The sequence below is a fragment of the Phyllobacterium ifriqiyense genome (assembly GCF_030817885.1).
GTDB classification, from domain to species: Bacteria; Pseudomonadota; Alphaproteobacteria; order Rhizobiales; family Rhizobiaceae; genus Phyllobacterium; species Phyllobacterium ifriqiyense.
In genome coordinates this window covers 1,140,305-1,159,521 of the sequence record NZ_JAUSZT010000003.1, presented here as the reverse complement: position 1 = coordinate 1,159,521, position 19,217 = coordinate 1,140,305, and the positions used below count along the sequence as shown (strand labels likewise).

General features: G+C 53.4%; 18 protein-coding genes, 1 tRNA gene and 1 pseudogene. 13 read left to right on the top strand and 7 right to left on the bottom strand.

Translation table 11 applies throughout. The features are described from left to right. Together queG and QFZ34_RS13255 are read left to right on the top strand one after the other, a co-directional pair. Complete coding sequence (gene queG, locus QFZ34_RS13260; RefSeq protein ID WP_307281722.1) at positions 1-1,152, top strand: tRNA epoxyqueuosine(34) reductase QueG; 1,152 nt, start codon at positions 1-3, stop codon at positions 1,150-1,152. Continuing rightward, positions 1,149-2,018 (top strand): SDR family NAD(P)-dependent oxidoreductase, encoded by an 870-nt coding sequence (locus tag QFZ34_RS13255; RefSeq protein WP_307286307.1) that lies wholly within the window; start codon positions 1,149-1,151, stop codon positions 2,016-2,018. Before queG ends, QFZ34_RS13255 begins: the two co-directional genes overlap by 4 nt. Positions 2,019-2,027: 9 nt before the next feature. On the opposite strand, the gene QFZ34_RS13250 is transcribed toward QFZ34_RS13255, so the two are convergent. Beyond that, positions 2,028-3,017 (bottom strand): zinc-dependent alcohol dehydrogenase family protein, encoded by a 990-nt coding sequence (locus tag QFZ34_RS13250; RefSeq protein ID WP_307281718.1) that lies wholly within the window; start codon positions 3,015-3,017, stop codon positions 2,028-2,030. Between the two features lie 176 nt (positions 3,018-3,193). On the opposite strand from QFZ34_RS13250, the gene mepA reads away from it, so the two are divergent. From mepA to QFZ34_RS13215, 7 genes are all read left to right on the top strand, one after another. Continuing rightward, complete coding sequence (gene mepA / locus QFZ34_RS13245; RefSeq protein ID WP_307281715.1) at positions 3,194-4,186, top strand: penicillin-insensitive murein endopeptidase; 993 nt, start codon at positions 3,194-3,196, stop codon at positions 4,184-4,186. Between the two features lie 88 nt (positions 4,187-4,274). After that, positions 4,275-4,727: a methylglyoxal synthase gene (locus QFZ34_RS13240; RefSeq protein WP_307281711.1), complete on the top strand. Its 453-nt coding sequence runs from the start codon at positions 4,275-4,277 to the stop codon at positions 4,725-4,727. A gap of 15 nt (positions 4,728-4,742) precedes the next feature. Continuing rightward, complete coding sequence (locus tag QFZ34_RS13235) at positions 4,743-5,771, top strand: glucokinase (RefSeq protein WP_307281708.1); 1,029 nt, start codon at positions 4,743-4,745, stop codon at positions 5,769-5,771. A 178-nt stretch (positions 5,772-5,949) separates the two neighbouring features. Further along, positions 5,950-7,782, top strand: a complete 1,833-nt coding sequence (locus QFZ34_RS13230; protein ID WP_115054801.1) for an ABC transporter ATP-binding protein — start codon at positions 5,950-5,952, stop codon at positions 7,780-7,782. Continuing rightward, entirely contained in the window at positions 7,779-8,615 is an 837-nt protein-coding gene (gene dapB / locus QFZ34_RS13225) for a 4-hydroxy-tetrahydrodipicolinate reductase (protein ID WP_115054582.1), read from the top strand. Before QFZ34_RS13230 ends, dapB begins: the two co-directional genes overlap by 4 nt. A gap of 26 nt (positions 8,616-8,641) precedes the next feature. Beyond that, positions 8,642-9,262 (top strand): 2,3-bisphosphoglycerate-dependent phosphoglycerate mutase, encoded by a 621-nt coding sequence (locus QFZ34_RS13220; RefSeq protein ID WP_115054581.1) that lies wholly within the window; start codon positions 8,642-8,644, stop codon positions 9,260-9,262. Between the two features lie 178 nt (positions 9,263-9,440). Then, a tRNA-Leu gene (locus QFZ34_RS13215) sits at positions 9,441-9,525 on the top strand. Between the two features lie 192 nt (positions 9,526-9,717). On the opposite strand, the gene QFZ34_RS13210 is transcribed toward QFZ34_RS13215, so the two are convergent. The 5 genes from QFZ34_RS13210 to QFZ34_RS13190 all read right to left on the bottom strand — a co-directional run bounded on the left by QFZ34_RS13210 (position 9,718) and on the right by QFZ34_RS13190 (position 16,019). Further along, a complete protein-coding gene (locus QFZ34_RS13210; protein WP_307281699.1) occupies positions 9,718-11,724 on the bottom strand; it encodes an aldo/keto reductase in 2,007 nt (668 codons plus the stop codon). 145 nt (positions 11,725-11,869) lie between these two features. Beyond that, a complete protein-coding gene (locus QFZ34_RS13205) occupies positions 11,870-12,958 on the bottom strand; it encodes an ABC transporter ATP-binding protein (RefSeq protein ID WP_307281696.1) in 1,089 nt (362 codons plus the stop codon). Positions 12,959-12,972: 14 nt separating this feature from the next. Then, positions 12,973-13,809, bottom strand: coding sequence for a carbohydrate ABC transporter permease (locus tag QFZ34_RS13200; RefSeq protein ID WP_307281692.1), 837 nt, complete (start codon positions 13,807-13,809; stop codon positions 12,973-12,975). Further along, the gene (locus QFZ34_RS13195; RefSeq protein ID WP_307281689.1) at positions 13,806-14,666 is read right to left on the bottom strand and encodes a carbohydrate ABC transporter permease; all 861 of its coding nucleotides are present in this window, start codon (positions 14,664-14,666) and stop codon (positions 13,806-13,808) included. Before QFZ34_RS13195 ends, QFZ34_RS13200 begins: the two co-directional genes overlap by 4 nt. Positions 14,667-14,738: 72 nt before the next feature. Then, a complete protein-coding gene (locus tag QFZ34_RS13190; RefSeq protein ID WP_307281685.1) occupies positions 14,739-16,019 on the bottom strand; it encodes an ABC transporter substrate-binding protein in 1,281 nt (426 codons plus the stop codon). A gap of 86 nt (positions 16,020-16,105) precedes the next feature. Between QFZ34_RS13190 and QFZ34_RS13185 the strand changes: the two genes are divergently transcribed. The 3 genes from QFZ34_RS13185 (at position 16,106) to QFZ34_RS13175 (ending at position 18,161) form a co-directional block, all read left to right on the top strand. Then, a complete protein-coding gene (locus QFZ34_RS13185) occupies positions 16,106-16,996 on the top strand; it encodes a helix-turn-helix domain-containing protein (protein ID WP_115054575.1) in 891 nt (296 codons plus the stop codon). Positions 16,997-17,101: 105 nt separating this feature from the next. Then, positions 17,102-17,716, top strand: coding sequence for a dihydrofolate reductase family protein (locus tag QFZ34_RS13180; protein ID WP_307281682.1), 615 nt, complete (start codon positions 17,102-17,104; stop codon positions 17,714-17,716). A 115-nt stretch (positions 17,717-17,831) separates the two neighbouring features. Then, the gene (locus QFZ34_RS13175) at positions 17,832-18,161 is read left to right on the top strand and encodes a PepSY domain-containing protein (protein WP_115054573.1); all 330 of its coding nucleotides are present in this window, start codon (positions 17,832-17,834) and stop codon (positions 18,159-18,161) included. A gap of 196 nt (positions 18,162-18,357) precedes the next feature. Here QFZ34_RS13175 and QFZ34_RS13170 read toward each other — a convergent pair whose 3' ends face one another. Further along, positions 18,358-18,684 carry a hypothetical protein gene (locus QFZ34_RS13170; protein ID WP_162802590.1) on the bottom strand — a complete coding sequence of 109 codons (327 nt, stop codon included), beginning with the start codon at positions 18,682-18,684 and terminating at the stop codon, positions 18,358-18,360. On the opposite strand from QFZ34_RS13170, the pseudogene QFZ34_RS13165 reads away from it, so the two are divergent. Then, positions 18,584-19,199: pseudogene (locus tag QFZ34_RS13165) on the top strand (transglutaminase-like cysteine peptidase). The gene QFZ34_RS13170 and the pseudogene QFZ34_RS13165 overlap by 101 nt on opposite strands. Positions 19,200-19,217: the final 18 nt, after the last annotated feature.

The window sequence follows — 19,217 nt, the reverse complement described above, 5'->3', positions numbered from 1 at the left end:
ATGCAAATGAACCTAAATCAGCAAGAGCGGCTTAAACAATTCATTATCGAAGAATCGCGGGCTGCTGGCTTCGATGTCATCGCGATCACCAGTCCGGACTCAATCCCACAAGCTGAAGAGAGGCTGCGCGAATATTTGTCGCTTGGACGTCACGCAAGCATGGAATGGATGCGGGAAACCGAGGAGCGTCGAAGCAGTCCGCAAGCTCTTTGGCCGGAAGTTCGCTCGATCATTGTTCTGGCCATGAATTACGGCCCCGACAGCGATCCGCTCACTATCCTTGAGCAAAAAGACAAGGCAGCGATTTCCGTCTACGCGCAGAACCGTGATTATCACGACATTATAAAGGGCAAGTTGAAAGGCGTAGCCAGCCGGTTTGCCTCGCGGGCCACTGGCGAAGATCTTAAAGTGTTCGTTGATACGGCACCTGTCATGGAGAAGCCACTGGCAGAAGCCGCAGGACTTGGCTGGCAAGGCAAGCATACCAATCTGGTCAGCCGGACACATGGGTCCTGGCTCTTTCTAGGCACCATCTTCACAACAGCAATGCTCCCTGTAGACACCAAAGAGCAGGACCACTGCGGCTCGTGCCGTGCTTGTCTCGATACCTGTCCGACCTCGGCTTTTCCTGCTCCCTATCAGCTCGACGCACGCCGGTGCATTTCCTATCTCACTATCGAGCATAAAGAACCGATCGCACTCGAGTTCCGCAAGGCGATGGGCAACCGTATCTATGGTTGCGATGATTGTCTTGCCGTATGTCCGTGGAATAAATTTGCTGAAACTGCACGCGAGTCCAAGCTGCGTGCCCGCGACGATCTTCGCTCGCCCTCTCTTGCTTACCTGCTGACCTTGGATGACCCTACATTCCGAACCCTGTTCTCAGGCTCACCTATCAAGCGCATTGGTCGCGATCGCTTCCTGCGAAATGTATTGAACGCCTGCGGCAATTCCGATGATCCGAATTTGATAGAACCGGTCAAGCGGCATCTGTCCGATCCTTCGCCGCTCGTGCGCGGCTCAGCGGTGTGGGCTTTGAGCCAGCTCCTGAACGCAGAAAGCTTTTCAAACCTCAGATTGATCCACGCAGTGAAGGAAAATGATGCTGGCGTCTTGACCGAATGGCACAATGGCGCGAACAATCAGCTATGAAGATTTTCCTGTTTGGCGCCGGTTATTCAGCGCGCGCCTTTGCCAGAGCAATTGCTCCCACAGCCGAGTTTATTGGCGGGACGACGCGTGACGGAACGAAGTTGGCGGCACTCACCAAGGAAGGTATCACGCCTTTCCTTTTCCATGGCACCCACGCGTCGCAGGAGATTGCAGACGCGCTGGAAACCATCACTCATCTGGTTATTTCAACATCTCCAGCAAAAACCGGCGATCCCGTGATCGCGCTGTTCGGAGAGACGATCCGTCGCGCCATGCCAAAGCTGCAATGGATCGGCTATCTATCGACAGTAGGCGTCTATGGCAATCATGCCGGTGCCTGGGTGGACGAAACAACGCCCTGCAGCCCGGTTTCGACGCGTTCGGTTGAGCGTGTCGATGCGGAGCATAGCTGGCAGGCTTTGGCAGATGCTCGCGGCGTTCCGCTGGCAATATTGCGGCTTTCGGGAATTTACGGACCGGGGCGTAATGCTTTTGTCAATCTCACCAATGGAACAGCGCGGCGTCTCAACAAAACCGGTCAGGTTTTCAACCGCATTCATGTGGATGACATTGCCGGTGCCCTTCAGTTCCTCAGCATGCACCACCAGGGTGGCATATTCAATATTACCGATGACGAACCGGCTCCGCCCCAGGATGTTGTCGCCTATGCCGCCGAGTTAATGGGTGTCGAGCCACCGGAAGAGTCTGACTTTGAATCAGCGCAACTGACGCCGATGGCCCGCTCATTTTATGGCGAGAACAAGCGTGTTTCCAACAAGCGCATCAAGTCTTTGGGTTTCACATTCCGCTATCCCGACTATGGCACTGCCTTCGCAGCCATGTGGCGAGACGGCAGCTGGCGTTAACGCCTGCATTTAGCGAAAACTCGTAATTACATTGATTCCGATGCCTTCAAAGCGGTCCATCGCCATCAGGGCCGCTGGCGCGTCATCCAAGGTGATTTCCTTGCCAATCAATCTTTGCGGTTTGAGCTTGCCAGTCTCCAGCATGTCCATCAGGGCATTATACCGAAAGGCCTGCATGCCATGGCTGCCATATATTTCAAGCTCATGCGCAATGACCTTATCCATGGGAATGGGAGAGTGTGCGTGACCACCAAGCATTAGTCCCACCTGCACATGACGGCCACGGCGACGCAGATTCGCGATTGAATTAAAGCATGTTGTGGGGTGCCCCAGTGCGTCTATGGAAACATGGGCCCCACCCTTGGTAATCTCTCGGATTGCACCAATAACATCTTGTTTCTCACGTCCATTGACAGAAGCGACAGCCCCTAATTCTCGGGCAAAAGCAAGCTTCTCTTCGGACAAGTCGACCGCAACAACATTCGCGCCCATCGCAGTGGCAATCATAATTGCGGAGAGGCCCACCCCGCCGCATCCATGCACTGCCACCCATTCGCCTGGCTTCACTTTCGCCTGGTCGACAATGGCGCGGAAAGAGGTCACAAATCGGCAGCCAAGACTTGCCGCCGTGGCAAAATCCAGCGAATCCGGCAGGGCGACAAGATTGGTATCGGCGAAGTCGAGCGCGACATATTCCGCGAAAGAGCCCCATGCGGTGAAGCCGGGCTGAAACTGACTTTCACAAACCTGATGATTGCCCGAATTACACTCAAAACAATGTCCGCAACCGCCAACAAAAGGCACTGTTACGCGCTGGCCGATTTTCCATCCTGTCACATGTTTGCCAATAGCTTCAATTGTTCCCGCAAGCTCATGTCCTGGCACGTGCGGCAGAACAATATCCGCATCGTGCCCCATCCAGCCATGCCAATCACTGCGGCAAAGTCCGGTCGCTTCAACTTTCACTACGACGCCGCTTGCGGCAGGTTCGGGATCCATAACGTTCTGCACGCCGGGGCGGATGGCCAAACTGCTCGAAAATGACTGCTCTCATAATGCGGACCCCACCGAATCAAACCTAAATTTGTTTCCATATTGCGGGTTTCATGCGAATCTTGCCATCATAAAGCTCGGATGACCGAAGCAATTTTGCTTCCCATCCATTGGACAATAAAATGATATCAAAAACTCTGCTCTCCTTTGCTGTTGGCATATTAGTTTCGCTAGCAAGCACACTCAATGCTGTCGCCGAAGACGGGCCTGCAAAGCGCTTGTTCGGCTCGCAATCATTGCCCAGTCTCGGAGCACCGCAATCAACCGGTTTTTACGCCAAGGGTTGCCTTGCAGGCGGCGTTGCATTGCCCGTGGATGGACCGGCCTGGCAGGTCATGCGTCTGTCGCGAAATCGCAATTGGGGCCATCCGCACATGATCGCCCTTCTGGAACGGCTAGCCCGTGATGCTTCCGCCAAGGACGGCTGGCCCGGCCTACTGGTTGGCGATATTTCGCAGCCACGTGGCGGTCCGATGTTGACCGGTCATGCTTCGCATCAGGTAGGGCTTGATGCCGATATCTGGCTGACTCCGATGCCGAAACGCCGCTTCACCAATCAGGAACGTGAGACGGTGGAGGCGAAGTCCATGCTTCAAGGGGACACGCTTTTTGTTGACCCTGATAAATGGAGTGCAAGTCGCACGGCTCTTTTGAAACGAGCTGCGAGTTACCCTGAGGTTGAGCGGATTTTTGTCCACCCCGGCATCAAGAAAAAGCTGTGTGACAGCGTGCAGGGCGACCGTAGCTGGCTGAACAAAGTACGTCCCTATTGGGGTCACTATTATCATTTCCATGTGCGCATCAAATGCCAGCCCGGATCTCCCGAATGCAAAGCACAGGAGCCGACAGGGACTGATGATGGCTGCGGCAAACCTTTGGCCTGGTGGTTCACCGATGAGCCGTGGAAGAAAGCACCTCCACCCAAAAACCCGGTCAAGCCCAAGGTCATGATGCTCTCGGACCTACCGAAGCTTTGCGCCCAGATATTGAATGCACCCGGGCCAAAATCGGTTGAAGAGGTTACGCTTGGCGTTGGTGCGAAGGTTCCACAGGCATCTACAGATACCAGCCAGGACTTTCCAGAAGACGTTCCGGTTCCCGGTCAAAAGCCTTGAGGTCTTTTTGTGCTCTGCCCTTTTCACGGAGACGTGAATTGTTTATAGAGTTTCAATCGATTTAGGGCCCACCCGAAAAAGAGTTTTGATGACACAGCCATTCCGCCTTGCGTTGATTGCCCATGACCAGAAGAAGGACGACATGGTGGCGTTTGCGCGCAATTATGAGGCCTTGCTTGCACCATGTGACATCGTCGCGACCGGCACGACCGGCCGCCTGATACAGGAAGCGTGTCCCTCACTGACAATCGCCCGCGTAAAGAGCGGACCGCTTGGCGGCGATCAGCAGATCGGTGCGTTGATTGCGGAAGGACGAATTGACGGGCTTATATTTTTCGTCGACCCGTTGTCACCTTTGCCACACGATGTTGATGTAAAAGCACTGATGCGGCTTGCCAGCGTTTACGATATTCCCATGGCATTGAACCGGGCGACAGCTGAGGTTCTGGTACAAAAAAGAGGCTTGCTACGGGATGACGCGGCCGACAATACATTGATGCGCCATGTGTCCGATCGGGATAAAGGCACGCGTGGCATTTAAGACAGGAAAGCGATAATGGTTACACAGGCAGATACCGACCACATCATGAAATTTCCGATTCTGGTCGGGGATATTGGCGGTACCAATGCGCGCTTCGCAATCCTTGTCGATGCCTATGCAGAGCCGAAGGAATTTCCGGTTCTGCAAACTGCCGATTTTTCAACTATTGATGAAGCTATCCAGAACGCGATCCTTGACCACACCTCGATCCAGCCACGTTCTGCAGTGCTTGCCATTGCTGGTCCTGTCGAAGGTGACGAGATCGACCTGACCAATTGCGCCTGGGTCGTCAAGCCGCGCCAGATGATGGAGACACTTGGCCTCTCGGACATTACCGTCATCAACGATTTCGAGGCGCAGGCACTTGCCGTTGTTTCGCTTGAGCCAAAGCATCTTGAAAAGCTTGGCGGTGGCGCGGGTGATCCGCATGGCAGCCGTGCGGTGCTCGGGCCCGGCACTGGTCTTGGGGTTGCCGGCATGGTTCGTTCTCGCGCAAGCTGGGTTCCTGTCCCTGGTGAAGGTGGTCATGTGGATATGGGTCCGCGTACTGAACGCGATCTCGAACTTTTCCCTCATATCGAGCATATTGATGGCCGCATTTCCGGCGAACAACTGCTTTGCGGGCGCGGACTTCAGAATATCTATCGCGCCATTTGCAAGGTTGGTGGAACGGAACCAGCGCTTGAAACGCCTGCCGACATAACTGCCGCTGGTCTTTCCGGTGAATCTCCGGAAGCGAAAGAAACCCTGGCTCTTTTCGTCACCTATCTTGGCCGTCTGGCGGGCGATTTTGCTTTGACTTTCATGGCGCGCGGTGGTGTATATCTCGCCGGTGGCATCGTTCAAAAGATCGTGGAGCCGCTAAAAAATCCGGCCTTCCGCAAAGCTTTTGAAGATAAGGCCCCGCACCAGCAAATATTACGCGAAACACCGGTTTATATCATCACGCATCCTCTGGCAGCCTTAAGTGGTCTGTCTGCATTTGCCCGCACACCAGCCCGATTCGGCGTTGCTACTGAGGGTCGTCGCTGGCGCCAAGGCTGAACTGTTCGCTGAACCCTTTCTGGGGCATCAAGGCAACACTGCCCGCCGCATTCCGCCAAACGGGGCAAAACCGATAGGCAAGGCGAGGCAATAACGCTATAGGGACAAGATCACGCGGCAAACTTCCTGCAAAAGGAGGTTTGCCTGACATTTTAGTCCCAGCGAGTTGCCGCCTGTCATGAATGGTGTACCCAAGAAGAACAAAATCGACCCGACCGAGGCCAGGCGCGTCGTCGGCAGGGTGCTTGGCGAAAATGTCCGGCAGCACCGCTCTTCATACACTGTTGCAGTTTTCGCAATGCTGGCCGTGGCGCTAAGTACCGCTTTTGTTGCCTATATCTTTAAGGATGTAATCAACAAAATCTATTATGAGCGCCGCGAAGACCTCATCATACCGATCAGCCTCGGCATTCTTGCCGCGTTCGTTATCCGCGGCGTCGCGACCTATGTACAATCAGTAACGATGGCAAAAGTCGGTAACAGCATTGTGGCGCGTTACCAGCATCGCATTTTTGACCATCTGATGAAGCTTGGGCTCGACTTTTATCACGATACGCGTTCCGCACAGCTGGCGGCGCGGATCAATCAGAATATTGGTGGCGTTCGTGAGCTTCTTGATATTGTGGTCACGACAATCGGCAAGGATATTCCAACCCTGATCGCTCTTGTCGGCACAATGATCCTGCTCGACCCGCTGCTATCGCTGTTCGCTTTGCTGATCGGCCCACCAGTGCTCCTCACCGTCCGTTACCTGACCAAGCGCCTGCGGGTCATTCATCGTGAATCAGTGACCCTGAATTCACACCTTTTGGGCGCGATGCAAGAGGCTACGCAAGGGATAGCCATCGTCAAGGCTTTCACCATGGAAGACCAGTTGCGCGGCAAGATCAGCAAATTGATCACACGCGCCGAGGAGCGAGCCAATAAGATTTCACGCGTGTCCGAGCGGCTCACTCCCGTGACAGAGCTCATTGCGGGTACAGCCATTGCATCAATGATCATGTATACGGGCTTCCGCGCCGTTTATGATGCACAGCCTCCCGGCGCCATGTTCAGCTTTATCACCGCTGTGCTCCTCGCCTATGACCCGGTTCGCCGTCTTGCCCGTGTGCAGGTTGGCCTTGAGCGCTCGCTCGTTAACGCCCGCATGATCTATGAAATTCTCGACATTGAGCCGCGTCAGGCAGATAGCATCGGCGCCGTGCCGATTACGGTGCCCAATGGCGAGGTTCAATTCGATAATGTGAGCTTCGGTTATGGCAATGGCATTCAGGTTCTCCACAATGTCAGCTTCACCGCAGATGCAGGCAAGACCACCGCAATTGTCGGTGCATCGGGCGCCGGTAAATCGACACTGATCGGTCTCGTTCAGCGCTTCTATGATATTGATGGTGGACGTATTCTGGTTGACGGCCAGGATATTGCCCATGTCAGCAAGCGGTCGCTGCGCCAATCCATCGCTTATGTCTCGCAGCAACCCTATTTATTCGAGGGCACTATTGCCGACAATATTCGCTACGGACGACCCGACGCGACTGATGAAGAGGTTATCGAGGCGGCCAAACTTGCCAATGCCGATGAGTTCATTATCAAGCAGCCGCAAAGCTACGGCACCGAAGTGGGCGAAAACGGTATAACGCTTTCAGGCGGTCAACGACAGCGCCTTTCCATCGCGCGCGCCATTGTCCGCAATGCGTCCATTCTCCTGCTCGATGAGGCCACTTCAGCGCTCGATAATGAATCCGAAAAGCGCGTACAGCAGGCTCTTGAACGCAGCATGCAGGGCCGCACAACCATCGTCATCGCCCATCGTCTTTCGACTATTGTCAACGCGGATCATATTGTCGTTATGGAAGCGGGACGGGTTGTGGAAGAAGGCGTTCATGAAACCTTACTTGCCCGGCCAAATGGCGTTTACGCGCGCTTCTATCAATTGCAGGGCAAGGATGAGTCACCCATTATTCTTATGGATGAAGACGAGACTGCCGAACGCATGGGACCAACGGAATGAGCATAGAAAATCCGATGAAGCTTGCCGTAACCGGTGCTGGCGGGCGCATGGGGCAGACCTTGATTCGCATCATACAAGCGACACCGGGCGCCACACTTGCCGGTGCCATAGAGCGCTCTGGCTCGCCGCATATCGGTCAGGATGCAGGCGAACTTGCCGGCGTTGGTCACCTCGGTATTCCAATTACCGATGACGCGCTTTCTGTTTTTGTCGGCGTTGAGGGCGTGCTTGATTTTACCACCCCTGCCGCGACCATTGAATTTGCCGAATTGGCTGCACAAGCGCGTATCATTCATGTGATTGGCACGACGGGCTGCTCCGCTGAGGATAATGCCAAGATTGATGCCGCAGCGCGCCATGCAGTGGTCGTCAAATCAGGCAATATGAGTCTTGGTGTCAATCTGCTTGGCGTTCTGGTCAAACAGGCAGCAAAAGCACTAGGTGAAGAATTCGATATCGAGATTCTTGAAATGCACCACAAACATAAGGTCGATGCGCCATCAGGCACAGCCCTGCTGCTTGGAGAAGCGGCTGCTGATGGCCGGGAGATCGGCCTTAGCCAGCACAGTGTTCGCGTGCGCGACGGACATACCGGCCCCCGACAGACTGGGACGATCGGTTTCGCCACCTTGCGCGGCGGCTCGGTGGTCGGTGACCACTCTGTCATTCTTGCGGGTGAAGGCGAGCGCATCACGCTGTCCCACCATGCGGAGGACCGCACTATCTTTGCGCGCGGCGCAATCAAGGCCGCACTTTGGGGCAAAGGCCGCAAGCCTGGTCTTTACTCCATGCTCGATGTGCTTGGCCTCAGCGATCAAAGCATTTCCAACTAAATACTGCCTTAAAAGGAGTCTTCAGAATGTCCGGAACCCTCGTCCTCGTTCGCCATGGCCAGAGCGAATGGAACTTGAAAAATCTTTTCACAGGCTGGCGTGATCCGGCTCTGACTGAGCTCGGCCACGAAGAAGCCAAGGACGCCGGCAAACGCTTGAAGGCCAAGGGTCTGAAATTCGATATTGCTTACACTTCCGTCCTTTCGCGCGCGCAAAACACCCTACAGCACATACTCGAAGAGGTTGGTCAGACCGGTCTTCAAACCATCCGCGATCAGGCCTTGAATGAACGCGATTATGGCGATCTCTCCGGTCTCAACAAGGATGACGCGCGCGCCAAATGGGGCGAAGATCAGGTGCATATCTGGCGCCGTTCCTATGACGTGCCACCACCCGGAGGCGAGAGCCTGCGCGATACCGGCGCTCGCGTTTGGCCGTATTATCTTCACGAGATTCAACCCCACGTCCTGCGCGGCGAAACAGTTCTGGTGGCTGCGCATGGCAATTCATTGCGCGCGCTGATCATGGCGCTCGACGGCCTGACAGGCGAAGAGATCGTAGCGCAGGAACTCGCCACAGGCGTACCGATTGTCTACAAGCTCAATGCCGACTCGACGATCGCATCGAAGGAAGTGCTAGCAGGGTAATAGTTCAAGCGGCTGAGCGATTCCGCCGCTTCACCATGCAAACAGCGCTCGGGAATCATGTATTGCGTTTCTGCAATTGTCCCACACTTGTCGTGGCATTCAATTTAACAATGAATGCCCGATATTGGCCAATATATGCATTGACAGACTCTTGAGCGCCCCTTAGATGAGACGCGCTGCCCAGATGGCGGAATTGGTAGACGCGCACGGTTCAGGTCCGTGTGCCGCAAGGCGTGGAGGTTCGAGTCCTCTTCTGGGCACCAATTCTCTTTTCACACAGGTCCCATGACCTGTTGGAAACACTCAAAAAGCCCGGTTTTCTCTGGGCTTTTTTGTTACCTGCTGATGTCTTAACCGAGTTTGGACGATTGATCCGCAACAGGGTTGCTTGTTGTCATCCGTCAGCTCGGCCGGACGGCAATCAACTACCGTCCGGCCGAGGTACCCGATAAACACTATCCTTCAAGCCATTTAACCTCTTCCGACGTCAATTCTATATTGAGCGCCGACAGGCTGTCTTCGAGTTCATCGAGATTGCGGGGTCCGATCAATGGGATAACGGGAAAGGGTTGTGCAAGCACATAGGCGAGCGCGATGTGGATAGGGCTACGACCAAGCTTTTTGGCTAGCTCATATGCCCTTTCACGTCGGCCGAAATTCTTTTCAGAATACCACACCCGCACAAGCTCTTCGTCATCCCGCTTATCGCGCCCTGCCCGCTCTGTGAAAAAGCCGCGTCCCTGGCTGGACCAGGCAAAATTGGGAATCTGCGTGGCATCAAGCCAATTTTTCCATGTATCATCCGATGCTGCTACACAACCATCCCATATCGGCACAAGCATTTCAGCGAGGGAAAAATTATTGGACAATGCCGCTGGCGCTGTCTTGCCGTTCTTTTCGGCATAGGCGATGGCTTCGTTCATTCGCTCGCGGGTCCAGTTCGAACCGCCAAAAGGTCCGCGAATACGGCCTGCTTTTACCTCTGCATCCATCGCATCGACAAATTCTCCAACCGGGATATCGGTATTGTCGCGATGCATGAAATAGATGTCGACATGATCTGTTTTGAGCCGGTCAAGCGAACGGGATAATTGCTTGCCGATCATGTCTGGATAGCAGAGTGGAGAATGTGCACCTTTTCCTATCATGACAATCTCTTGCCGTGGAATGCCTCGACTGGTGTGCCAGTCACCCAGAATCTCTTCAGTCTTGCCATTGGCATAAATATAGGCCGTATCGAAAAGATTTCCCCCGGCTGCGTAATAGGCATCAAGGGTTAGGGAGCCTGCCGCAAAGTTTGGGAAGAACTCGAAACCGAGCGCGACAGCAGATAGAGGTTTTTCGAGGCCAGCTATGGTCCGTTTCGGTACAGTGTTGCCGGGCCTGAGCACATCACCAGAAATAGTTTTTGTGCGAGAAGTGGCTTTTTCGGCCGTATATTCGAGACCAATTGCCGCCCGCCACTGATCAAGCACCCGCAAATTGCCGATAGAATCAGCCCATTCCATACCCGGGGCAGCAAATTGTTGATGTCCCCCATGGATAGCATCGCTTACCGCATCAACTTCGAACGAATAAAGCCAGCGTTCCTCTTTTATCTCAATCGTTTCATGCGTCCCATCGGACTTGAACAATTCCAGCTTGCCAACACCACCCTTTTGACCAGAGGCATACCAGAAATCCTTGACTTCAATCCTGCCGCGCGAACCGATAATGCGAAGTGTATTGTCCTGCTCGGCCATAATGGAGCAGGAAACTTCGGCGATCACGCCATTTGGAAACTTGAGAATGGCTGAAGCCCATTCATCGACGCCTGTCTCGCCAAGATGGCCTGCGCCGAATAGAACTTCAGGCTCAAGGAAATTCTTCCCTTCCATACTTCCTGCAATCAGGCGCGCCATAGAGACCGGATAACAACCAACATCAAGTATGCCGCCGCCAGCGGTAGCATTTGCAAAGAGACGATGATCCGGTTGTACACGCCCCATATTGAACCCGAAACTTGACCGGATGATGCGAAGATCGCCAATGGCTCCTTCTTTGATAAGCTCTATCAATCTTCGGGTTTGTGGATGAAACCGGTACATAAACGCTTCGCCGGCAAACTTGCCTGCCTTTCGTGCCTCGTGGAAAATGGCTTCCGCCTCGAAGGCGCTCAAGCCTATGGGCTTTTCCACCAGCACATGCTTGCCCGCACGCAGAGCCTTAATCGCCCACTCCGCATGGCCGGTATGGGGCGTCGCGATGTAGATCGCATCTATATCGGACTCATTCAACAGAGCCTCATAGCCGTGGACAATACGGGCGTTTGGGAAACGCTCCACAAGCAGAGGGTTGTCCGGGTTACGCGAACCTATGGCGATGAGTTGACCGGAGTGGGAATGGGCAATGCCATCGGCGAAGGTTCTGGCGATGCTGCCTGGGCCGATAATGCCCCAGCGGATCAGCTTTGTATCATTCATGATATGTCCTCCTTGGGACTTTTGACGGGTTTTGCCTTGGGAGTTGGCGCGGCTGGACTTAGATCGCCGGATTCTGACGGAGGCAGAGTGGCGATCGTGGGTGCAACGGAATTTCCGAAGTCGTGCCTAAGTTACGGACCGATTTTTAGCGGATTCTGTTGCCGGTATTGTCGAACAGGAAGACGTTGCTTGCCCTGATGGCGATCGTGAGAGTGTCGCGATTGCTTTCATTGCGGGATTCCTCGCGTTCGATGATGATTTGTTCGCCGCTGCTCACATTGGCGTAGACGTAGCTGGTATTGCCAAGATGTTCGGCGACATCGACCTTGATCGTCAGATCTGCATCGCCTTGGCCGGCTTTGAAAAAATGTTCAGGACGGATGCCAAGCGTCACTTTCTCGCCGATACGGGGTTCGAAATTTTCAACCGGCAGGGTGATTGGTACATTTCCCTGATTTGAGAGAGCGACAGTAATTGTTTGACCCTGCGCTTCGATGACCGCTCCGCTCATGAAATTCATCTTGGGCGAGCCGACAAAACCGGCCACAAACTGGTTGGCGGGATTGTCATAAAGATCGAGCGGCGCACCGATCTGCTCAATATTGCCACCCCGCAGCACGACGATCTTGTCAGCCAGCGTCATCGCTTCCGTTTGATCGTGGGTAACATAGATCATTGTCGCCCCAAGTTCCTTATGGAGTCGGGCAATCTCAACACGCATTTGCACCCTCAATTCCGCATCGAGGTTGGAGAGTGGCTCGTCGAACAGAAACACTTGCGGTTCGCGCACAATAGCCCGGCCAATGGCAACACGCTGACGCTGACCGCCGGAAAGTTGCCTTGGCCGCCGGTTCAACAACTCCTTGATCTGCAAAATGTCGGCAACACGCTGGACCCGGCGCTCGGTATCGTTCTTCGGGTTTCCCGTCATGCGCAATCCGAAGGCCAAATTCTCTTCGACCGTCATGTGCGGGTAGAGCGCATAGGATTGAAAGACCATGGCAATGCCGCGATCAGCAGGCTCCACATCATTGACGATTGTCCCGCCAATGTGGATTTCTCCGCCCGATATGGTTTCAAGCCCGGCGATCATGCGCAACAAGGTAGACTTGCCGCAACCGGACGGGCCGACGAAAACGACGAACTCGCCATCGGCCACGTCAAGGCTGGCATTGTGGATAATTTCATAAGTACCGAAACGTTTGACAACATTTTTGAGAGCAAGTTCAGCCATGCGGCGGTCTCCGATTATTTGATTGCGCCAGCGGCTATGCCGGCGATGAAGTGGCGCTGCAATAAAACGAAGATGACGAGAATTGGCGCGGTGAGCAGGACGGCGCCCGCCATGATACCGCCCCATGAAACCTTGGTAAGACCAATCAGGGTTCCAAGCGCCACCGGCGCTGTCATCATGTCCGGCCGTGAATTAATCAGCAAAGGCCAGAGATAATTGTTCCATGACGCAAGAAAGAGAATGATCGCAAGGGCGGCCATCGTCGGTCGTGCCAAAGGCAATGCGATGCGCAGGAAAATCTGCCATTCCTTGACGCCTTCAACACGGGCAGCGTCAAATAATTCTGCCGGCATCATCGAAAAGGACTGCCGCATGAAAAGAACGCCAAGCGAGTTGAACAGTGGCGGCACGATGAGCGCGGCCCATGTGTTCGCCATTTTGAACTCGCGCGCCACCATGATGAATTGGGGAATGACCACGACAAAATAGGGCAATGTGATCGTGCCCAGAATGATGCCGACCACGACGGATTTTCCCAGAAAATGGTATCGGGCGAGCGCCCAACCGGCCATGGAAGTCAGTAGAACCGACAAGAGCGTGTAAATAAGCGCGACGCCGATAGAGATCATCAAGGCACGGATGAAATTCGTGTCCGCTTGCAGATTGCTCACATTCTCGAAAAAATGTGTTGAAGGCAGAAGTTCAATCCCAGGGCTAAAAATGCCGTAATCGGGCATCGTCGCGAAGATGAACATCATCCATAGCGGGAATAACCAGATAGTGGCCAATGGAATAAGCAGCGCATGCAGCGACACGGAGCGAATAAAGGTGGATTTGGATTGTGATCTCATTTTGGTTCACGCCCCAGCCACAGGTTTAAAAGTGAAATCACGATCGCCAGCCCTGCCATTGTGTAGGCAATGGCCGATGCATAACCAAAGTTCAGTGAAGCGAAGCCTTGCCTATACAGGAACAGGCCAAGCGTTTCAGTGCCCCCGCCTGGCCCACCTCTGTTGGTGATCAGGAACGGTTCAGTGAAAAGCTGCATGGAACCTATAATCGACAGAACCACGCAAAACAGAATCACGGGTCTGAGCAGGGGCAAGGTAATATAAATGAACTGCTTGAACTTGCTTACCCTGTCGAGCGTTGCTGCCTCATAAACATCTTCGGGGATCGATTGAAGACCGGAGAGAATGATGATGGCGTTGTATCCCGCCCAGCGCCAGGTCACGGCAATAATCAACAAGGCCATGGCAAAAGGAGCTTCGGCGAACCAGGATATGGAAGGGATGCCGATCTTGTTCAGCAGCTTGTTGATGATGCCGAAGTCAAGGTTGAACATAAGCCGGAAAACCGCTGCATAGGCGACCTCACCCACAACCACCGGCGCAAAGAAGGCAAAACGAAAAATGCCTCTGGCTTTCAAGAGCGGTGAATTGAGAAGAACCGCGATAACAGTTGCAAGCGTGATCATCACGGGCACCTGAATGACAAGGATAATCATCGTATTCTTCAGCGCATTGTAAAACGCCGGATCAGAAAACAGGCGCCCCCAGTTCATGCCGGGGTTGAAGACCCACGGATTTACGCGCGTGTTCTGAAATGACATCCAGAACGAACTGATAATCGGCCATATCCAGAAAATGGCAAAGATCAAGAGATAGGGCGCCAGGAACCCATAGGCGGCGCGGTTTCGCAGCTGCATCGTTTCTCCCCTTGGCGTGAATGCCAATCGACAGGCAACCGGACAGGCATACTGCCCGCCCGGTGATGAGGATTATTCCGCGACCGGAAGGCCGGTCGCCGATGCAATCTGAGCTGCGGCATCGCCCAGAGCTGTCTTTGCATCTGGATACCCACCTTCGAAGTATTTGATCTGGGTTGCCTTGAATATATTATCAGCATCCCCCTGGAACGCCGTTCCGCGGCTTGGCACGATTTTGGGGAGTGTAGCCAGAATATCAGACCAGATTGCCTGCCCGCCCCAATAGGGCTGGGGTTGCGAAATGAAAGGATCACTGGCAGCACTTAACAAAGAAGGCACAAGGCCATACCCTTTGAGCATGGCAACCTGCCCCTCATTGGTCCCAAGGGCATAATTGAGATATGCCCATGCCGCCTCCTTGTTTTCCGAAGTGCCGCTGATAGCCAGTGCTGAACCGCCTATATTGGCGGCGTGCGGACCATCAGCAGTCAGGCTCGGCATGGGATAAACACCCCATTTGCCATCCAGCTTGGGAGAATTGGAGCGAATAGTGCCTTCGTACCAGCCGCCGTAAAGCTGACTTGCGACTGTACCCGCCGTGCTGGACTGAATCTTTTCATTCCAATTGCCGGCTGCCAGCGTACCGGCGCTTTTCATCTCCTTCACCTTTTCCAGCGCCGCCACGCATGCCGGTCTATTGATCGTAATAGACTGACCATCCGTGGAAAAATATCCACAACCTTGCTCATTAGCGAGCATCCGGAACCATTCGCTGTCGCCATTGAAATCGGCTTGCGCCATGCTGACACCGGAATTGGTGGCAGCGATTTTTTTACCCGCCTCGATAAAATCATCCCAGCTCTTGATCGATGCCGGATCAACACCGGCCTTTTCATAGAAATCCCGCCGATAGAAAACCGCCACCGGCCCAGAATCCCAAGGCATAGCATAAGCGACATCGCCGACTTCCAGCTCGGTACGTTTAAACTCCGGAAATTTGGCCTGTATGTCGGCCGTATAGCCCAGATCCTTCAAATTGCTGAAGCAATCGGGAAAGCGGTTCCATATAATTTCAGCTTCGAAATTTTCGACTTGCACAATATCGGGCAGTCCCGCGCCACCGGCAGCACAGGCGGCCAGCGTCTTGTCGAACACTTGCTGATTGCCCAAATCCTGAACGTCAACCTTGATATCGGGAAACTTCTTGTTGAAATCCTCAAGTACCAACTTCAAGGATGAAGCCGCTACATCCCATGCCCAAATTGTTATATTGCCGGATTGCGCCAATGCCGGCGCGGTGCTTAAGCCAAGTATCGTGACAATCGCTGTCACGCAAAAAGATTTGAAGCGCATTGAAATTCCTCCCTTTTCAATTGCTCGCTCTTTGCAAACATGGCTACAGTAGCGGCAAGGGAGCACCTGTCTCCTAAAAAGGACACATGAACTGGGCGGAAAGTAAGATGCGGGAAAGGCCGGTTTACCATCCCGGAGCAAGCAGCGTCGAGGGAATGCCGACTTCGTTGCAGATGTTTTACAACCACCCCGCAACTATGACTATGCCTCATTGGCATGCGCAGGTAGAAGTCAACTATATCATCAGCGGCACAGTTCATTATCGAATGAATGATCATGCCATTCGCCTCAATGCAGGCGATATGTGCCTGTTCTGGGGTGGACAACCCCATCAAATGGACGATTCATCCGACGATGCGATCTATGCAGGTGCGCATCTGCCGCTTGTGCATTTTTTTCGGATGCATCTGCCCGAAACCGTACCCAGCCAATTGATGCAGGGCCGAACATTGGTCACATCGGCGACTGATGCCGCCGACAAAGAGAATTTTGTACGATGGTTTCATTATGCGCGTTCCGGCAATCCCTCCAAAGAAGCGCATGCGGTCAGCGAATTATTGCTTCGAATTGAGCGCATCTGCTTCGAGCCCTATCGAATGGTTCCTGAAAAGCCGGTTGGGGCGTTCGAAGCTTCGTCCATTCAGCAGTCGGCGCGTGCAGTCAGCCGCATGTGCGATTTCATATCCGCCAATTTCCTGGAAGATATCGATTCCGTCGATATCGCTGTCTCGGCCAATCTGCATCCAAAATATGCGATGAGCGTTTTCAAGAAATCGACAGGCATGACGCTCAATAATTATGTCACTTTGCTACGGCTTTCCTATGCACAGGCAATGCTGCTCCGGCAGGAAGTCAATGTCTTGCAGGTGGCTATGGAGAGCGGGTTCGGTTCGCTGAGCGCTTTCAACAAGTCATTTCGCAATATTGCCGGCATGTCTCCGTCGGACTTCCGCCGCGATGTGAAGTGCCGAACATAGCAACGTCAGCCTGGAATCCTATTGCTAAAAAAATCAAAAACCATGTCGGGAAAGACAAGGCTTGTTCGTCCTAGTTTCATACAACCCAAAGTGAGGAACACAGACATGAGAAAGATCATCGCAACAGCCTTCCTGTCACTCGACGGTATAATGCAGGCGCCAGGCGGCCCCGAGGAGGACACGGATGGCGGCTTCAAATATGGCGGCTGGACATTTCATTACTGGGACGAAATCATGGGTGAGGTCATGGACAAGGCCATGGCTACACCTTTCGATCTTCTGCTTGGCCGCAGAACATATGATATTTTTGCAGCACATTGGCCACGAGTCGAAGCGGGTGACCTTATTGGTGACAAATTCAACGCTGCCACAAAATATGTAGCCACCGCTTCCCCCGATACGCTCACCTGGAAGAACACTGTCGCACTTGATCCCAATATAACCGAAGCAGTGCGCAAACTCCGCCAATCTGATGGTGCCGACATACTTATTCAAGGCAGCAGCCAGCTCGTGCACGCATTGCTGGCGGATGATCTTATCGATGAGCTGAACCTTTGGGTTTTCCCGATTGTGCTGGGCAAAGGCAAAGCCTTTTTCAGCGCGGAGGCCAAGCCCGGCGCACTGAAACTGGTTGGTTCGAAGGCTTCAACGACCGGCGTGGTCATTAATACCTATCATAGGGCCGGTGAAATCAAGACTGGTTCCTTCGCGCTGGAATAGTCAATCCTGTGCAGATGCCACACTGATAAGACACAACCAAGGGAACGCTATTGCTTATAAAGCGTTTCCTTGAGCAAGCTGGGGAATTGACTGTTTATCGGAGGAGACGAAAATCATGTTGAAGAAATTGATTATTATTGGTGCGGCATCCCTTATGGCACTCACGGCTGTGCCACAGACTTTCGCGCAAAGTATCCAGTTGGGTCCCGATGGTGTGCGTATCGTTGAGCCGGATCGTATGGACCGGCGCGACCGCAGAGATCGGGATCGCCGCGAGATCAGCGAGCGCCAGGCCGTTCGTATTGCGCGCGCTGAAGGGGTGAGGACCGTCGATGAAGTGAAAAGAACACGCTCGCGCTATGTGATTGAAGGCCTTGATCGTCGCGGCCGGGATATCGAGGTCAGTGTTGATCGTCGCACGGGAGATGTTCTTTCTGTCGATTGATAAGGTTTGATCGGAACAGCCAAAGGATGCGTGCATTCTTTGGCTGAACTTTTAAGATCAGCCAACTTTAGCACGACACGGCCGTTGTCAGGGCTTTCAGGCTAATCCATTAGATTGAGCACCAAGTACAAAACCTTCCGGCAGGAACCAATCCGCACAGAACGGCCACTTTTAAAAGGCGCGCCATATCAATTATTTACGGAGCAAGGCAGCGCCGTTCCAAAGCGTTGTCCGGATGGCTTTCCTTCAACAGGATATGACAAAAAGCGCCGAAAATTACATCATCACTATTGCGGAAGTGCGAAAGTTCAAATTTTAACCATATATTAACAATGGCGGGATCGTGGCGCCATTGTGATTGACTCATGGTCCACTCCGACATTAACGTTTTGTTAATGATCGGCAGTCGGTTGGAGTTAAGAATGTTTGCAGCAGTCAACAAAATGAAATCCTTGGGCTTTGCCCTTGCGCTTTTCACTGCTGCATTTTGTGCAAATCCTGCCGCCGCCGCGGAGCCTTTCATGCAGACGGGTGGAATGACATCACAGCCGATCGGTCATTACGAGTTTTGCAAAAGGCTTCCCGCAGAATGTAACATCAAAAGCCGGAATGTAATGCCGGAAACGATGAATCATGATTTCTGGCAGCTCATTGTCAGCGTCAACAGCAATGATAACCAGAAGATCAAGCCACTGACCGATATGGAAATCTATGGTGTTGAAGAATTCTGGGCTTATCCCGATGCGGTCGGCGATTGCGAAGATTACGTTCTTTTGAAACGTCGCGATTTGATGGAAGCTGGTATTTCGCCAGCCAATCTTTTGATAACTGTCGTTCGCAAGCCTGATGGCGAAGGTCATGCCGTCTTAAACCGTACGCACCGATCGCGGCGACTTCATCCTCGACAATCTCGTTGATGGCGTGAAGAACTGGTCGGAGACCGATTACACCTTTCTGAAGCGTCAGGCCTCCAACAATACAGGCCGTTGGGTCAGCATTGAAGCCCCAAGCAACATTCTGGTTGGTTCAGTTCAGTAACAGCGTTCAACCCATCTT

Bases quoted from the DNA above. Each gene is read 5' to 3' on its own strand.
- queG (WP_307281722.1), top strand. From the start codon at position 1: ATGCAAATGAACCTAAATCAGCAAGAGCGGCTTAAACAATTCATTATC.
- QFZ34_RS13255 (WP_307286307.1), top strand. From the start codon at position 1,149: ATGAAGATTTTCCTGTTTGGCGCCGGTTATTCAGCGCGCGCCTTTGCC.
- QFZ34_RS13250 (WP_307281718.1), bottom strand. From the start codon at position 3,017: ATGGATCCCGAACCTGCCGCAAGCGGCGTCGTAGTGAAAGTTGAAGCG.
- mepA (WP_307281715.1), top strand. From the start codon at position 3,194: ATGATATCAAAAACTCTGCTCTCCTTTGCTGTTGGCATATTAGTTTCG.
- QFZ34_RS13240 (WP_307281711.1), top strand. From the start codon at position 4,275: ATGACACAGCCATTCCGCCTTGCGTTGATTGCCCATGACCAGAAGAAG.
- QFZ34_RS13235 (WP_307281708.1), top strand. From the start codon at position 4,743: ATGGTTACACAGGCAGATACCGACCACATCATGAAATTTCCGATTCTG.
- QFZ34_RS13230 (WP_115054801.1), top strand. From the start codon at position 5,950: ATGAATGGTGTACCCAAGAAGAACAAAATCGACCCGACCGAGGCCAGG.
- dapB (WP_115054582.1), top strand. From the start codon at position 7,779: ATGAGCATAGAAAATCCGATGAAGCTTGCCGTAACCGGTGCTGGCGGG.
- QFZ34_RS13220 (WP_115054581.1), top strand. From the start codon at position 8,642: ATGTCCGGAACCCTCGTCCTCGTTCGCCATGGCCAGAGCGAATGGAAC.
- QFZ34_RS13210 (WP_307281699.1), bottom strand. From the start codon at position 11,724: ATGAATGATACAAAGCTGATCCGCTGGGGCATTATCGGCCCAGGCAGC.
- QFZ34_RS13205 (WP_307281696.1), bottom strand. From the start codon at position 12,958: ATGGCTGAACTTGCTCTCAAAAATGTTGTCAAACGTTTCGGTACTTAT.
- QFZ34_RS13200 (WP_307281692.1), bottom strand. From the start codon at position 13,809: ATGAGATCACAATCCAAATCCACCTTTATTCGCTCCGTGTCGCTGCAT.
- QFZ34_RS13195 (WP_307281689.1), bottom strand. From the start codon at position 14,666: ATGCAGCTGCGAAACCGCGCCGCCTATGGGTTCCTGGCGCCCTATCTC.
- QFZ34_RS13190 (WP_307281685.1), bottom strand. From the start codon at position 16,019: ATGCGCTTCAAATCTTTTTGCGTGACAGCGATTGTCACGATACTTGGC.
- QFZ34_RS13185 (WP_115054575.1), top strand. From the start codon at position 16,106: ATGAACTGGGCGGAAAGTAAGATGCGGGAAAGGCCGGTTTACCATCCC.
- QFZ34_RS13180 (WP_307281682.1), top strand. From the start codon at position 17,102: ATGAGAAAGATCATCGCAACAGCCTTCCTGTCACTCGACGGTATAATG.
- QFZ34_RS13175 (WP_115054573.1), top strand. From the start codon at position 17,832: ATGTTGAAGAAATTGATTATTATTGGTGCGGCATCCCTTATGGCACTC.
- QFZ34_RS13170 (WP_162802590.1), bottom strand. From the start codon at position 18,684: ATGAAAGGCTCCGCGGCGGCGGCAGGATTTGCACAAAATGCAGCAGTG.